This window comes from Actinomadura napierensis (genome assembly GCF_039529375.1).
In the GTDB taxonomy this organism is placed as follows: domain Bacteria; phylum Actinomycetota; class Actinomycetes; order Streptosporangiales; family Streptosporangiaceae; genus Spirillospora; species Spirillospora napierensis.
The window spans coordinates 1-14,558 of sequence record NZ_BAAAMR010000109.1; the positions used below are offsets into that span (position 1 = coordinate 1).

A 14,558-nucleotide genomic window follows, 5' to 3' on the forward strand; every position below is an offset into this window, starting at 1 on the left:
GCTCGCCGCCTCCCGCGTCCCGGGCGCCGCCGCCCGCCGCCCGGCCCGGGCCCGGACCCTGCTCCGGCACCGCGGCTCCTTCCCCGGGGCCGCGGTGCCGTTCGCTCGCGGTGCCGCCGCCCCTGTGATGCTGTGCACCGATCTAACACCCAAGGGCGGGCCCGGTCGAGCGGTTCCGATGATCTTGATCAGCGGTTACTGACCCGGCGCGCCCCGGATCAGTGCGCGCGCGCCATGTAGCGGTCCTCGCTCGGCAGCATCACCCACAGCACCAGGTAGATCACGAACTGCGGGCCGGGCAGCAGGCAGGACAGCAGGGCGAGCAGCCGGACGGTCCACGGCGCCATGCCGAACCGCTGCGCGAGACCGGCGCAGACGCCGCCGATGATCCTGCCGTGACGCGGACGATAAAGGCCGTTCATGATGGTGTGTCTCCCCGATCCGTTCGAGTGAACACCGGGCGGTGGGCCCGGGGACCGCGGTTCTCACGGCCACGACGTCCACGCTACGGATCGGGCACCCGGCCCCACATCGCCCGTCCGGGCCGTTCCGTCATCCCCCAAAGGAGGACGTCCGGCCGCTCCGGGCGTCCCCCTCGGGGATTACGGGATGTCCCTTAGGGGGCGTTGTGGCGGGCGACCAGGTCGGGCAACCCGTCCAGACCGTCCAGCACGAACAGGCATTCGGCGAGGGTCTCCTCGTCCCGCTGGATGTGCCCCCACGGGCCGCGCCGCAGGAACGCCGCCTTCATCCCGAACGCGATGGCGGGCCGCATGTCGTTGTCGATGCGGTCCCCCACGTACAGGACGCGGTCGGGCAGAACGTCCGCGATCTGCGCGCACCGCTCGAAGAACTCCGGCGACGGCTTCTCGACGCCCCAGACGTCGGAGATGCCGATGACGTCGGCGTCCAGCCCGAGGGCCTCCATCTGCTCGGCGGCCTGCACCGGCTGGTTCCCGGCGATGCCGACGTAGAGGCCCTGCCCGTGCAGCGCGCTCAGGCAGGCCCGCGCGTCCGGATACAGGTCGTCGGCGCCGAAGCCGTTCGGCACGCCCGCCTCCGCGCGCCGCTTCTCCTCCGCCTCCAGGTCGAACCCGGGCGAGAAGTACTGGAACACGTCCGGGTGGCTGCCGCCGGTGGCGAGGATCGCGCCCAGCTTGGTGAGGAACGTGTGCCGCGGGACGCCGAGCCAGTCGGCCCACCGCCCGTAGATCTCGCCTTCGTTGACGAGCGTCTCCCCGATGTCGAAGAAGACCGCCTGGATCGACCGGGGAGAGGGAACGCGGACGTCCGCCGGGGTGGGGGCCGGGGGGTGCTGGGTCACGGGCGGCCCAGGTCGACGGTGGTGCCGGGCTCGACGCGGCGGAACTCCTTGCCGAGTTCCTCGCCGGCGCCGGTCAGAACGCGTTCCATCACCGACAGGCCGACCTCGTTGAGCAGGCCGTCGTGGATGGCGAAGGCGCGTTCCGGGCGGACGGCGCGGGTGTACTCGTACAGGTCGACGGCCCGCATCCACGGGGCGTTGCCCGGCAGGCACAGGGTCGGGACGGGCACGCCGGGGACGGTCAGCGCGTCGCCGGGGTGGAAGACCTCGCCGTCCACCAGGAAGCCGACGTTCGGGATCGGCGGCAGGTCCGGGTGCATGATCTCGTGGTCCTCGCCGTAGACGTGCACGTCGAAGCCGGCGATGGTGAGGGCGTCCTCGTGTCCGACCTGGTGGACGCGCCCGCCGAGGTCGGCGAGGTTCTCTGCGACGACCCGGGACGTCCAGACCTCGAGCGCGGGATCGGCGGCCATGGCGCGGCGCAGGCCGTCGGCGTCGAAGTGGTCGAAGTGCTCGTGGGTGACGAGGACGGCCTGGGCGCCGGCGTACGGGTCGGCGTCGCCGGTGAGGCCGCCGGGGTCGATGACGAGGGTGCGGTCGTCCTGCGCGAGCCGGACGCACGCGTGGCCGAGCTTGGTGAGACGCATCGATCCAGTTTTCCACGCCGGTCCGGTGAACGGACCGTTGACCGGGCCTGGCGCCGCTGATACAACACGGTGAACGCCACTAGAACTCGTTCTAGTTCGGGCGTGCCCCGGAGCGAGGAGGCGGCCAATGCCCGTTCCCGACCAACGCGATCCCGAGGTCACCAGGACCGCACTGGCGGACTGGCTCGGCGAACGGCTGCCCGGCGCGGCGGTCCCGCACCTGGAGACGCCGCAGACCAGCGGTTTCTCCAGCGAGACGCTGATGTTCGACGCCGAGTGGACCGAGGACGGCACCAGCAGGCGCGAGCCGTACGTGGCGCGGGTCGCGCCCGCGAACTACCAGATCTTCCCCGAGCCGCGGTTCGAGGAGCAGTACCGGCTGATGCGGATCCTCGACGACCGGACCGACATCCCGGTGCCGCCGATCCGCTGGTACGAGCCGTCCGACGACGTGCTCGGCGCGCCGTTCTTCGTGATGGGCCGCATCGACGGGCAGGTCCCGACCGACATGCCGCCCTACCACATGGACGGCTGGGTCACCGGGGTCGCGCCGGACGAGCGGGCCGCGATGTGGTGGTCCACCCTGGAGATCATGGCGCGGCTGCACCGGCTGGACGTCAAGGAGCTCGGCCTGGAGTTCCTCGACATGCCGGCGTGGGGCGCGCCGGGCCTGGAGCAGCGGCTCGGCTACTACGAGCACTACCTGCACTGGGCGTACAAGGGCCCGCAGGAGACCGCGCTGAAGGCCCTGGCCTGGCTGAAGGCGAACCGCCCCGAGGAGCCGGACGACCCGGTCGCGCTGTGGGGCGACGCCCGCATCGGCAACGTGATCTTCCAGTCGGGCGTGCCGGCGGCGGTCCTGGACTGGGAGACGGCGATGCTCGGCGCGCCGGAGGAGGACCTCGCCTGGTTCATGTTCCTGGACCGGCACCACTCCGAGGGCGTCGGCGCGGCGCGGCTGGAGGGCTTCCCGTCCTACGCCGACACGATCGCCCGGTACGAGGAGCTGCTCGGGCGGCCCATGCGGGACATGGCGTACTACGAGATCCTGTCCGGCTTCAAGTTCTCGGTGATCATGGCGCGGATCGGCCAGGCGATGATCGACTTCGGCTGGATCGACGAGGACGCCGACTTCCCCCACAACAACAACTGCTCGCAGCTGCTCGCGCGCATTCTCGGAGGCGACGCGTGACCCTCTCCCCGCTCGACGACTACCCGATCCACCAGGCGCCCGAGGTGATGCGGCACGTCACGACGTCGGACCGCAACTTCTACGACCGGTACTACTTCAACGTCCATCCGTCCTCGGACGAGATGATGATGCTCATCGGGATCGGGCAGTACCCGAACCTCGGGGTGATGGACGCGTTCGCGGTCGTCCGGCGGGGCCCGCTGCACAAGGTGGTGCGGGCGTCGCGGGAGCTCGGGAACGACCGCATGGACACGACGGTCGGGCCGTTCCGCGTCGAGGTGATCGAGGGGCTGAAGCGGCTGCGGGTCGTGCTGGACGAGACCGGGCACGGCCTGTCGTTCGACCTGACCTGGGACGGGGCGATCCCCGCGACGCTCGAACCGCCGCACTACCTGCGCTGGCAGGAACGCGTCGTGTTCGACTCGCGGCGCCTCGCCCAGACCGGCCGCTGGACGGGCACGATCACCATCGAGGGCGAGACGATCGACGTCACCCCCGACCACTGGTGGGGTTCGCGCGACCGCTCCTGGGGCATCCGGCCGGTCGGCGAGCCCGAGCCGCCCGGCATCCAGGTGAAGAACGCCGGGACGTTCTACTGGCTCTACACGCCGATGCAGTTCGAGGACCACTCCATCCTGTGCATCCTCCAGGAGGACGAGAAGGGCCGCCGGCTGCTGGAGGAGGCCACTCGCGTCTGGCCGGACGGCCGCGAGCCCGAGTACCTGGGACGTCCCGAATACCGTCCGGAATACGCGGAGGGGACGCGGGACGTGGTGACGGCGGCGCTGCGGTTCGCTCCCCCGGGCGGCGAGCCGTTCGAGATCCGCGCGACGCCGATCCTGCCCGTCCACCTGATGGTCGGCACCGGGTACGGGCTGGAGCCGGACTGGAAGCACGGCATGTACCAGGGGCCCGACCTGAAGGTGCAGGGCGTCACCTATGACACCCGCAAGCCCGACGACGCGGCCCGCATGTGGGGCATGGTCGACGCCGTAGGCCGCTACGAGTACCTGGACGGCGCCGAGCCCGGAGACGCCGCCACCGGCCACGGGCTGTTCGAGTACTGGGCGCTCGGCCCGCACCCGTCCTTCCCCGAGGGAGCCTGAGCACCGCGTGGATTCTGCGAGACTGGCCACCGTGACGACGCCGCCATCGCAGGACCCGGACGACGAGGCGCGCCGGGAGCGGCGGAGGGGACTGGACCAGCAGGTGCGCGACCGCTACGGGACCTGGCGCGACCAGCCGCGCGGGCTGGCCTGCGCGGTGATCGCCGCGTTCCTGGTGCTGACCACGGCGGCCTTCGTCTTCGCCGTGGTGGCGGTCGTGATGGCCGCTCGCTGAATAACGCAGCCGGGGCACCGATCCGTTGCGGATCGGTGCCCCGGCCCCTCATGTCGGGCCCCGCCCCGGCGGGCGGGCCGGTCATGTCACATCTCGGTTCCCTCGGCGATGGTGAAGGCCACATCGCCCTGCGGGTCGACCTGGGCGTCGAGGGTCTTGTCGTCCAGCAGCTGGGCGACGTTCGGCTCCAGGTAGACCTTGGCGCCGGCCTCCTCGACGACCTGGTCGCCGGCCTCGGGCGCGGGCGCCACCGAGAGCCGCAGCGCGTCCGAGCCGTCGAGCCCGGACTCGATGCGGATACCGGTCTCCGGCGGAAGCTCAGGATTCGCGGTCACGGTATTGATGACCTGGACGGCACCGCTGGTCAGCGTGAGCACGATCAGCTCCTCACGTCTCATGGGGTTCGGTTCGGATGGGGGTCTGCCCCACCCTCCCCACTGCGATGTCGGGTAAACCATCACGGCGGGCGAACTTCGAGACGCGGAGAGTAACGAACGTCTCAGCCGGCGTTGGGGGCGAGGGCCCGCACCGCCTCGGCCGGTGAGAGGCCGCCGCCCGGGACGATCGCCAGCACCGGCGTGGTCAGCCCGTTGTCGACGTACTCGCGGATCCGCGCCCGGCACGCCTCCGGCGAGCCGTGCACGATCAGGTCGTCGACGACCTCGTCCGGGATGACCTCCAGGGCCTTCTTGCGGTCCCCGGCGGCCCACGCCTCGTTCATCGGGCGCAGCGCCTCGCCGCGGCCGAGCCACTGGTGGAACGCCCGGTAGACGGGCACGTTCATGTACGCGGCGATCATCCAGCGGCCGATGCCGCGGGCCTCCTCGGCGTTGTAAGTCGGGCAGACGAACAGCCGCGCGACCAGCTCCGGGTCGTCGCCGAGCTCGCCGCGGACCGTCCGGACGTCCTTCGGCGCGAGCCAGTTGGTGATCGCGCCGTCGGCCTCGCGGGCGGCGAGCCGCAGCATGCCGGGACGCAGCGCGGCCAGCACGATCGGCGGCGGCGTCGCGGGCGCGTTCTCCAGCTTGAAGCCCTTGACCGAGAAGGTCTCGTAGTCCTCCTTGACCTTCTCGCCGGCGAGCGCCTTGCGCAGGAAGCGCAGGGTGTCGCGGGTGCGCTTGTACGGCTCGGTGAACGGGATGCCGTTCCAGCGCTCGACGATCGTGTCGGACGAGGTGCCGATGCCGAGGACGAACCGTCCGGGCGCGAGGTCGGCGAGGGTGGCGGCGTGCGAGGCCAGCAGGGCGGGGCCGCGGGTGTAGACCGGCACGATCGCCGGGCCGAGCCGCAGCGCCGGGTCCCACTGGGACGCCAGGGCGAGCGGGGTGAAGGCGTCGGTGCCGTTGGTCTCGGCGGACCAGGCGTCGGTGTAGCCCAGCTCGGACAGGCCCGCGACGATCTCGCGGTGCTCGGCCAGCGGGACGCCGGTCAGCGGAATGGTCAGTCCCCAGCGCGACATGTCTCTCCTCAGGCGATCGAGGCGCGGATGGTGGAGCCGCCGTCGATGACGAGGGTCTGCCCGGTCATCCAGGACGCGGTGTCGCCGGCCAGGAACACCGCGGCGTTGGCGATGTCCTCGGGCTCGCCGATGCGGCCGAGCGGCATGTGCTTGCCGATCTGCTCCTCGTTGTTCTCCCACAGGGCGCGGGCGAGGTGCGTCTTGACCAGGCCGGGGGCGATGCAGTTGACCCGGACCTTCGGCGCCAGCTCCATCGCGAACTGCCGGCTGAGGTGGATCACCGCGGCCTTGGTGGCGTTGTAGTAGCCGATGCCGTGCTCGGTGGACAGGCCGCCGACGGAGGCGATGTTGATGACCGCGCCGCCGCGCTCGGCGAGGGACGCGCGCCACGCGAGCTGCGTCCACTGGACGATCGCGAACTGGTTGATCTCGACGGTCTTGGCGGCGGCGGCGGGCTCGATGTCGGCCATCGGGCCGAAGTAGGGGTTGGTGCCGGCGTTGTTGACCAGGACGTCCACGCCGCCGAACTCGGCGACGGCGGCGTCCACGCAGGCGGCGGCCTCGTCGGCGTGGCCGACGTGCGCGGCCTTGGGGAGCACCCCGACCTCGGGGCTGGCCGCGCGGATCTCTTCCGCGACCGCGTCCAGCGACTCCTGCTTGCGGGAGGAGATGACGACGTTGGCGCCCTCGGCGGCGAGGGCGACGGCGATCGCCTTCCCGATGCCCCGGGACGCCCCGGTGATCAGGGCCGTCTTCCCCTGAAGTCCAGTCCGCATCCGCGTTTTCCCTTCTCGGCTGACCCTTCAATACAGAATCCGACTCGGTTCACTGTAGCCTAAGTGACTGACGAGTCAGTTAGCTGCCCCGTCCAGTTCGCCGCCGTGTTCCAGCTCCCCGCCGTACTCCAGCACGAACGCGCGGAAGCCCTCCACCACGGGCGGGCGCGTCCGCTCCGGCGCCCAGACCAGGCCGATCGTCCGCACTCCGCCGGGGTCGGCGAGGGTGAGGTGCCGGACGCCCGGGATCTCCTCGCCCGCCGGCGGCGGCGCCACGATCCCGACGCCGAGCCCCGCCGCGACCAGCCCCCGGACGGTCGAGGTCTCCTCCCCCTCGAACGCGATCCGCGGCCGGGCCCCGCACAGCCCGAACAGCTCCTCGGTCACCGCCCGCAGGCCCGTCCCCTCCTGGAACGCGACGAACGGCTCGTCCAGGACGTCCCGTACCCGGGCCCGGGCACGCGACGCCAGCCGATGGTCGGCCGGAACGACGAGCTGGAGCCGCTCGGTGACGAGCGGCCGCCAGGCCAGCGCGTGGCCGGCCGGGCGCGGGCTGGTGATCGCGAGGTCGGCGCGGCCGTCCAGCACCATCGCCGCGACCCGCTCGGACCGGTCCTGGCTGAGCCGGAACGTCACGCCGGGATGGTCGCTCCGGTACCGGCGGATCAGGCCGGGGACGAACGACGGGCCCTGGGTGTGCAGGAACGCCAGCGACACCTCGCCGTGCTCGGGGTCCGCGGCCTGCGCGAGCGCGCGCCGCGCCGCCTCCTCCTCGGCGACGAGCCGCCGCGCGTGCTCGGCGAACACCCGCCCGTAGCGGCTGAGCGCGACGCCGCGCCCGACGCGGTCGAACAGCGGCGCGTCCAGGTCCCGTTCGAGCCGGGCGATGGCGCGGGACAGTCCGGGCTGGGAGACGCGCAGCTCGGACGCGGCGTTGGTCACATGCCCGTGCTCGGCGACCGCCAGGAACCACCGCACACTCTGCAGATCCATGCATTCATGATGAATCCGCATCGGTTCCCGCGCAAATGCTCATTGGACGCATGAGATCTGGAAGCGGACGCTGGAATCCATGACCATCGCACCGTCCCTGGAGGCTCCCGAACGGCACCGGCTGGGCTCACCCGGCCTGCGCCGCGTCAACCTCGCCCTCTTCGCGGCCGGGCTCACCACGTTCATGTCGCTGTACTGCACGCAGGCGCTGCTGCCGCAGCTGTCGGAGGGCTTCGGCGTCTCCCCCGCCCGGTCGAGCCTGCTGGTCTCGCTCGCCACGGGCGCGGTGGCGCTCGCGGTCATCCCGGTCAGCTCGCTGTCGGAGCGGTACGGCCGGACGCGCGTGATGATCGTGTCGTCGGTGGCGTCCGCGCTGGTCGGGCTGCTGATCCCGCTGTGCACCTCGTTCACCGCGCTCGCCGCGGTGCGGACGGTCCAGGGGCTCGCGCTCGCCGGGGTGCCCGCCGTCGCGATGGCCTACCTCGCCGACGAGGTGCACGGCGAGCACCTGGGCAGTGCGATGGGCCGCTACGTCGCCGGGACGGGCATCGGCGGCGTGCTCGGACGGATCGTCCCCGGCCTGGTCACCGACGTCGCGGGCTGGCGGTGGGCGCTCGCGGCGACCGGGTTCCTCGCGCTCGCGTTCACGGTCGCGTTCTGGCTGCTGCTGCCGCCGTCGCGGTTCTTCCGGCCGGCCCGCGTCGACTACCGGCCACTGCTCACCCACCTGCGCGACCCCGGCCTGCGGCGCCTCTACCTGGTCGCGCTGACCGCGATGGCCGGGTTCGTCACCGTCTACAACTTCCTGACGTACCGGCTGCTGGACGCGCCGTTCCACCTTCCGTACGCCGTGGTCAGCATGATCGCGGTGATGAACGTCGCGGGGTCGGCGGCGTCCGCGCGGGCCGGGATCCTCGCGGACCGGTCCGGGCGCCGCAAGGTGCTGGTCGGGTCGATCGCGCTGGCGGCGGCCGGGCTGTGTCTGACGCTGCCCGCCGTCCTCCCTCTGGTCGGGTTCGGGCTGCTCGTCTTCACGGTCGGGTTCTTCGGGACGCACGCCGTGGCGAGCGGCTGGGTCGGGCGGCGGGCGTCGACGGCCCGCGCGCAGGCGTCCGGCCTGTACCTGTTCGCGTACTACCTGGGCAGCAGCATCGGCGGGACGGCGGGCGGCGTCGCCTACGAGCGCGGCCACTGGACCGGTACCGGCCTGTACGTCCTGGTCCTGCTGGGCGTCGCGCTGCTGGCCGCCGCCGGGATGAAGTCTGCCCGCTGGGTGGGACACCGCTCTTTCTAACAGACGCTTGGTTGTTAATCTGCGCGCGTGACCACCACCGCCAAGAAACGCCTTCCGGCCGTCGAAGGCTGGTTCACCGCCGAGGACGGGAACGTGCGGCTGCTCGGCACGCGCTGCTCGTCCTGCGGGACGCCCTACTTCCCGCGCAACGAGCTGGCCTGCCGGAACCCGCGCTGCACCGGCCCGAAGGACGGCTCGGAGCTGGCCGAGTACGCGCTGTCCGCACGCGGGCGCGTCTGGTCGTACGCCGACTCGCGCTACAAGCCGCCGGCCCCGTACGTGTCGCCCGACCCGTTCGTCCCCTACACCGTCGCGGCCGTCGAGCTGGACGCCGAGAAGATGGTCGTGCTCGGCCAGGTGGCGCCCGGCTGCACCGTGGACGACCTGGAGGTCGGCATGGAGGTCGAACTGACGGAGGGCGTCCTCTACGAGGACGACGAGGCCGAGTACACCGTCTGGATGTGGAGGCCGGTCAAGTGAGTCGCGACATCGCCGTCCTCGGCGCGGGCATGCACCCGTGGGGCAAGTGGGGGCGCAACTTCGTTGAGTACGGCCTCGCCGCGGCCCGCGCCGCGCTGGCCGACGCCGGGCTGGCCTGGCCGGACGTCCAGTACGTGGCGGGCGCCGACACCATCCGCAACGGCTACCCCGGGTTCGTCTCGGGCGCGACGTTCGCGCAGGCGCTCGGCTGGAACGGCGCGCGGGTGTCCAGCTGCTACGCGGCGTGCGCGTCCGGCGCGCAGGCGATCGCGTCGGCGCGCGCGCAGATCCTGGCGGGGCTGTGCGACGTGGCGCTGGTCGTGGGCGCGGACGCGGCACCGAAGGGCTTCTTCAAGCCCGTCGGCGGCGACCGCCCGGACGACCCGGACTGGCTGCGGTTCCGCCTCCTCGGCGCGACCAACCCGATCTACTTCGCGCTGTACGCGCGCCGCCGGATGGCGATCCACGGCGCGACGCTCGACGACTTCGCCGCCGTGAAGGTGAAGAACGCCCGGCACGGGCTCGCCAACCCGAACGCCCGGTACCGCAAGGAGGTGACGCTGGAGGACGTCCGCGAGTCCGCCGTCGTCGCCGACCCGCTGCGGCTGCTGGACATCTGCGCGACCAGCGACGGCGGCGCCGCGCTGGTGCTGACGTCGATGGAGTTCGCGCGCAGGCACGGCCTCGCGGACCCGGTGCGCCTGTCCGGGCTGTCGACGGTGACGCCGACGTTCCCCAAGACCGTCGTCGACCTGCCCGACTTCGCGACGGACTCGGCGCTCGCGGTGCCCGAGCCGGAGCGCCCGTTCCGGGCCTCGCTCGCGCACGCCGCCTACGAGGAGGCCGGCATCGGCCCGGACGAGCTGTCGCTCGCCGAGGTGTACGACCTGTCCACCGCCCTGGAGCTCGACTGGTACGAGGACATCGGGCTGTGCGAGGTCGGCGGGGCCGAGGAGCTGCTGCGGTCCGGCGCGACAACGCTCGGCGGGCGGGTCCCGGTGAACGCGAGCGGCGGGCTCGCGAGCTTCGGCGAGGCCATCCCGGCGCAGGCGATCGCGCAGGTCTGCGAGCTGACCTGGCAGCTGCGCGGGCAGGCGGAGGGCCGCCAGGTCGAGGGCGCCCGCGCGGGCATCGCGGTCAACCAGGGCCTGTTCGGGCACGGCTCCGCGATGATCGCGGTCCGCTGACGGTTCCGGCCGCGCCGTGGGCTCTGGGGGCTCTGGGCGCGCGGCGGGCTCTGGGCGCGCGGCGTCCGGCATGAGACGATCCGCCGGTGGATGTTCCACCGGCGGGGAGTCCGCCCGTGGAGAACCGGCCGGACGGCGACGGCGACGGCGAGCGCGGGGGTGACGATGGACCGGGACGGCGGGGACCTGCGGCGGCTTCCCTCCGGCCGGCACCGGCTGTCCCGCGACTATGTCGCCGGGCACCAGGTCGCGCGCATTCTCTCCGCCGTCGTGGAAATCGCCGGGACCGACGGATACCGCGCCCTGACCGTCGATTCCATCATCGCCAATGCGGGCGTTTCGCGGGCGACGTTCTACGTCCATTTCAAGAACAAGGACGACGCCTTTCTGCGGGCCAGTGACGTCGTCGTCGAGCAGATGATGGACCGCGTCGTGCACGCCTATCAGGGCGAGCCGGACGCCACCGGGCGGGTGCGGGCGAGCCTCGGCGCGCTGCTGGGCTACCTGTCCGAAAACCCGCGGGCGGCGCGGATGTGCGTCGTGGAGTCGATGTCGGCGGGCCCGCTCGCGGCCGAGCGCCGCGACCGCGCCCTGGCCGCGTTCGCGCAGGTCGTGACCGACAACATGCACGAGCTGTTCCCGCACTACCCGAATCCGGAGCTGATGGCGGAGACCATCGTCGGCGGGATCTACCAGGTCGCGTACTCGCGGATCGCGCGCGGCGAGACCGAAAGCCTCCCGGAGCTGCGCGACGGCCTGCTCCACACGTTCGCGGCGCCGGATCCGGACCGCTGGGGGCCGGACGCGCCGTCCCGCGAACCGGAATCCGCGGCGCGGGAGTCGCGGGCGTCCTGGAGTGAGTAGAGCGGCGGCCGGCGGCCATTCCGGCGGGCTCGCGGGAGTTGGCAGCGGGCGCGCACTTTTCGGAAACGCGGCCGTTTTTCATTAGCGTATGCCGCGCCCGGTCCGGGCCGTCCCGGCGCTGCCCGCGCCGTCGCCGGGGCGCATTGGTCCAGTTGAAGCCCGCGATGCCAGCGGAGACCGGGAAGGTCGGGGAAACCGGTGGCCGGATACGGCCAGCGAGCCCGGGAACCGGAATGACCGGCCAGTCAGATCCGGTGCGGCCACCCGGTCACCGCGCACCTGCGCGTTCACCGGCGGCCTCCACCGAGCGTGACCGCTATCACACCGGAGCGTCGGTCATATTCGGACATCGACCGGCGCCATAACCCGAAAGCTGAAACCCGGCCGAGGGCCGCGCCGGAATGGCCCCCCTCTTGATGAACGCCGTCATTCATGATTCTGTCCGGTTGCTGCGGCGTCCACGGCGCGGTCCCGGGCCCAGGCCGTGCGGACGCCGTGCTCCCCGCGTCTCCCACCCTGAAAGAGACAGCATGAGAAAGCTCGGCACGATCGCCATTCCGCTCGTCGGCTCCACCGCGCTGCTCATCGGCCTGGCCGGCTCCGCCCTCGCGTCCGGCACCATCACCTCCGGCGGCTCCCCGTACACCGGCGACGTCCTCGCCACCAACCTCGGCAACGTGACGCTGTCCGGGCTCAGCAGCCTCGGCCCGCTCGTCAACACCTGCACGAGCGCGTCCCTCGGCGCCTACACCCAGTCCGACGGCACGGGCGGCAAGCTCAACAGCGTGTCGCTCACCGGCTGCACCAACAACCAGGGCGGCACCACCACGATCACCGCCCTCAACGCGCCGTACTCCGGCGGCCACGTCGACTACGCGCCGGTGAGCGGCGGCCGCGACGGCAGGATCGTCATCGACGCGCCCAATCCGTCCGTGGACATCAAGGCCGTCCTCACGCTGCCCAACTGGGGGATCCCCAGCATGGAATGCCACTACGGCCTGACCACCTCGACGGCGCTCAGCATCGACGTCTACAACCCGGCGAACGCCAACAAGCCGGTCCCGTCGAACTCGCACGGGCAGGGCAAGCTCGCCGGCCAGTCCCTGCAGTTCCTCTCCGGTGACTCCAAGTGCCCGCCGTCGGCCTCGGCGAACGGCAACTTCCAGATCGTCACCGACCCGGGCGGGGCCGACCTGACGCTCGGCCCGTGATCCCGCCCCGCTGACCCCGACCCCACCCCCACGGGACGGGCCGTGCTCCCACGGCCCGTCCCACCCCTTCGCCCGGAGGCACCATGCGCCCGTCCCTCCGCCGCCGGCTCCAGGCCGGCGCCGCCGCCCTGTCCCTCGCCGGCGGCCTGGTCGGCGGCCTCGCCGCGGCCCCCGCCGCGTCCGCCGACACCCTGCCGGCCTTCGACTTCTCCGACTGCCCGGCCCTGCCCGCGGGCGCCGACCCGTCGTTCGCGCAGTGCAACGTCGCCGTCACCTACGGCGGGACGATGAAGCTCGGCTCGATCGAGCAGACGATCTCCTCGCCGATCACGCTCACCTACACGACCGGGTTCGACCCCGTGACGCTCGAGTCGTACACGCTCTTCGGGTCGTTCAAGGCGAGCCGCTTCCTCGTCCAGCCGGGCCTGTTCGGCGACCCGTTCGTCACCGCGATCTACGCGCAGCCGCAGTACGCGGGCGGGGTCGACACCGACGGCGGCAGGCTCAACCTGAATCTGAAGGTGAACGTCCAGAACCCGCTGCTCGGCTCCAGGTGCACGATCGGCTCCAACTCCGCGCCGATCGCGCTGCACCTCGGCATCGGCGCCACGAACCCGCCCCCGCCGAACACCCCGATCCAGGGCTCCGCGCCCGAGGTCGTCGGGACGAACCCGACCGTGCTGAAGACGACCGTCGTCGACAACGCGTTCGCGGTGCCGAAGGCGGGCGGCTGCGGGCTGGACCTCGGCGCGGAGAACTGGGCCGTCAACCTGTACGCCGGGCTGCCGTCCGCCGCGGGCCACAACACGGCGATCTTCAACCAGTACGTGGCCTACAAGACCTACACCGACCTCCCCTAGCCCGGCGCGCGACCGCCGCGCCGCCACCGGCCCGCGCCCGCCCCTCCCCGCCGCGCGGGTGCGGGCCTCCCCCACCCTCCATGGAGTTGACACGATGAGAGCACCCTTCAGGCGGCTCACCGCCACGGCGCTCGGCGCGGGGCTCGCCGCCCTGGCCGTCACCGGCCCGTCCCGGCCGGCGAGCGCCGACGACATCCCGCCCGGCCTGGACTTCAGCGACTGCCCGGCCGCCGACCGGCTGCCGGCCGGATACGACCCGACCTTCTCGGCGTGCAGCGTGACGGTGATCGGCGGCGGGGAGCTGAAGATCGGGTCCATCGACCAGACGATCACCCAGCCGATCAAGATGACCTGGGCGAACGGCTACGACCCGGTCACCCTGGAGTCCTGGGCCGTCTTCGGGCCGATGCGGGCCGAGCCCCAGCGGGTGAAGGGCGGCGTGCTCGGCGTCGACGGCACCGACTTCATCCCGCTGCTGCAGATCAGCGCGCAGCCGCAGATGGCCGCCGACCCGGAGCTGTCCCCGGCGCCCAAGGTCGCGCTGCGGCTGAAGCTCAAGATCAAGACCATCAATCCGCTGCTCGGCGACACCTGCTACATCGGCAGCGACGCCGACCCCATCGTGCTCAACCTGACCTACGTGACGACGGACCCGCCGCCCCCGAACAAGCCGATCACCGGTACGGGACCGCACACCGTCGGCGACAACGTCATCGCCTCCACGCCGGTCGACAACGCGTTCGCCGTATCGAAGTCGTCGGGCTGCGGCTGGAACGGCATCCTCAACGGGATCGCCGACTTCCGCGCGGGCCTGCCGTCCGCCGCCGGCAACAACACGGCGATCTTCGACTCGTACACGAAGACCAAGACGTACGCCGAGATGGCGAACGCGTCCTGACGCGGGGGCCGGTCCGCTCCGTCCGGTGCGGA

18 protein-coding genes are annotated in these 14,558 nt (G+C 72.1%); 11 read left to right on the plus strand and 7 right to left on the minus strand.

Annotated elements, in window-relative coordinates; translation table 11 throughout:
• A partial coding sequence (locus tag ABD296_RS39610) for a hypothetical protein (protein WP_344280025.1) occupies positions 1 to 202 on the plus strand: 202 nt, incomplete at its 5' end.
• Positions 203 to 218: 16 nt separating this feature from the next.
• On the opposite strand, the gene ABD296_RS39615 is transcribed toward ABD296_RS39610, so the two are convergent.
• From ABD296_RS39615 to ABD296_RS39625, 3 genes are all read right to left on the minus strand, one after another.
• Entirely contained in the window at positions 219 to 422 is a 204-nt protein-coding gene (locus ABD296_RS39615) for a PspC domain-containing protein (RefSeq protein ID WP_344280029.1), read from the minus strand.
• A gap of 194 nt (positions 423 to 616) precedes the next feature.
• Positions 617 to 1,324 (minus strand): HAD family hydrolase, encoded by a 708-nt coding sequence (locus ABD296_RS39620; protein WP_344280032.1) that lies wholly within the window; start codon positions 1,322 to 1,324, stop codon positions 617 to 619.
• Positions 1,321 to 1,971 carry an MBL fold metallo-hydrolase gene (locus ABD296_RS39625; RefSeq protein WP_344280035.1) on the minus strand — a complete coding sequence of 217 codons (651 nt, stop codon included), beginning with the start codon at positions 1,969 to 1,971 and terminating at the stop codon, positions 1,321 to 1,323. Before ABD296_RS39625 ends, ABD296_RS39620 begins: the two co-directional genes overlap by 4 nt.
• A gap of 127 nt (positions 1,972 to 2,098) precedes the next feature.
• Here ABD296_RS39625 and ABD296_RS39630 point away from each other — a divergent pair, with 127 nt between their 5' ends.
• The 3 genes from ABD296_RS39630 to ABD296_RS39640 are packed head-to-tail and all read left to right on the plus strand — an operon-like array spanning position 2,099 to position 4,504.
• The gene (locus ABD296_RS39630; protein WP_344280038.1) at positions 2,099 to 3,163 is read left to right on the plus strand and encodes a phosphotransferase family protein; all 1,065 of its coding nucleotides are present in this window, start codon (positions 2,099 to 2,101) and stop codon (positions 3,161 to 3,163) included.
• Positions 3,160 to 4,269: a hypothetical protein gene (locus ABD296_RS39635; protein ID WP_344280041.1), complete on the plus strand. Its 1,110-nt coding sequence runs from the start codon at positions 3,160 to 3,162 to the stop codon at positions 4,267 to 4,269. The genes ABD296_RS39630 and ABD296_RS39635 overlap by 4 nt, the downstream gene beginning before the upstream one ends.
• A gap of 31 nt (positions 4,270 to 4,300) precedes the next feature.
• Positions 4,301 to 4,504, plus strand: a complete 204-nt coding sequence (locus ABD296_RS39640; protein ID WP_344280044.1) for a hypothetical protein — start codon at positions 4,301 to 4,303, stop codon at positions 4,502 to 4,504.
• 86 nt (positions 4,505 to 4,590) lie between these two features.
• Here ABD296_RS39640 and ABD296_RS39645 read toward each other — a convergent pair whose 3' ends face one another.
• The 4 genes from ABD296_RS39645 to ABD296_RS39660 all read right to left on the minus strand — a co-directional run bounded on the left by ABD296_RS39645 (position 4,591) and on the right by ABD296_RS39660 (position 7,732).
• Positions 4,591 to 4,902, minus strand: coding sequence for a Fe-S cluster assembly protein HesB (locus ABD296_RS39645; protein WP_344280047.1), 312 nt, complete (start codon positions 4,900 to 4,902; stop codon positions 4,591 to 4,593).
• 101 nt (positions 4,903 to 5,003) lie between these two features.
• Complete coding sequence (locus ABD296_RS39650; RefSeq protein WP_344280050.1) at positions 5,004 to 5,963, minus strand: LLM class F420-dependent oxidoreductase; 960 nt, start codon at positions 5,961 to 5,963, stop codon at positions 5,004 to 5,006.
• Between the two features lie 8 nt (positions 5,964 to 5,971).
• The gene (locus ABD296_RS39655) at positions 5,972 to 6,739 is read right to left on the minus strand and encodes an SDR family oxidoreductase (RefSeq protein WP_344280053.1); all 768 of its coding nucleotides are present in this window, start codon (positions 6,737 to 6,739) and stop codon (positions 5,972 to 5,974) included.
• 75 nt (positions 6,740 to 6,814) lie between these two features.
• Positions 6,815 to 7,732 carry a LysR family transcriptional regulator gene (locus tag ABD296_RS39660; protein ID WP_344280056.1) on the minus strand — a complete coding sequence of 306 codons (918 nt, stop codon included), beginning with the start codon at positions 7,730 to 7,732 and terminating at the stop codon, positions 6,815 to 6,817.
• 79 nt (positions 7,733 to 7,811) lie between these two features.
• On the opposite strand from ABD296_RS39660, the gene ABD296_RS39665 reads away from it, so the two are divergent.
• The 7 genes from ABD296_RS39665 (at position 7,812) to ABD296_RS39695 (ending at position 14,526) form a co-directional block, all read left to right on the plus strand.
• Positions 7,812 to 9,026 carry an MFS transporter gene (locus ABD296_RS39665; RefSeq protein WP_344280059.1) on the plus strand — a complete coding sequence of 405 codons (1,215 nt, stop codon included), beginning with the start codon at positions 7,812 to 7,814 and terminating at the stop codon, positions 9,024 to 9,026.
• Between the two features lie 27 nt (positions 9,027 to 9,053).
• Complete coding sequence (locus tag ABD296_RS39670; RefSeq protein WP_344280062.1) at positions 9,054 to 9,506, plus strand: Zn-ribbon domain-containing OB-fold protein; 453 nt, start codon at positions 9,054 to 9,056, stop codon at positions 9,504 to 9,506.
• A gap of 29 nt (positions 9,507 to 9,535) precedes the next feature.
• On the plus strand, positions 9,536 to 10,693 hold the full coding sequence (locus ABD296_RS39675; protein ID WP_407061563.1) for a lipid-transfer protein: 1,158 nt from the start codon (positions 9,536 to 9,538) through the stop codon (positions 10,691 to 10,693).
• A gap of 165 nt (positions 10,694 to 10,858) precedes the next feature.
• The gene (locus ABD296_RS39680) at positions 10,859 to 11,557 is read left to right on the plus strand and encodes a TetR/AcrR family transcriptional regulator (RefSeq protein WP_344280127.1); all 699 of its coding nucleotides are present in this window, start codon (positions 10,859 to 10,861) and stop codon (positions 11,555 to 11,557) included.
• 530 nt (positions 11,558 to 12,087) lie between these two features.
• Positions 12,088 to 12,768 carry a hypothetical protein gene (locus ABD296_RS39685; RefSeq protein WP_344280068.1) on the plus strand — a complete coding sequence of 227 codons (681 nt, stop codon included), beginning with the start codon at positions 12,088 to 12,090 and terminating at the stop codon, positions 12,766 to 12,768.
• A gap of 83 nt (positions 12,769 to 12,851) precedes the next feature.
• Entirely contained in the window at positions 12,852 to 13,628 is a 777-nt protein-coding gene (locus ABD296_RS39690) for a hypothetical protein (protein ID WP_344280071.1), read from the plus strand.
• Between the two features lie 94 nt (positions 13,629 to 13,722).
• Positions 13,723 to 14,526: a hypothetical protein gene (locus tag ABD296_RS39695; protein ID WP_344280074.1), complete on the plus strand. Its 804-nt coding sequence runs from the start codon at positions 13,723 to 13,725 to the stop codon at positions 14,524 to 14,526.
• Positions 14,527 to 14,558: the final 32 nt, after the last annotated feature.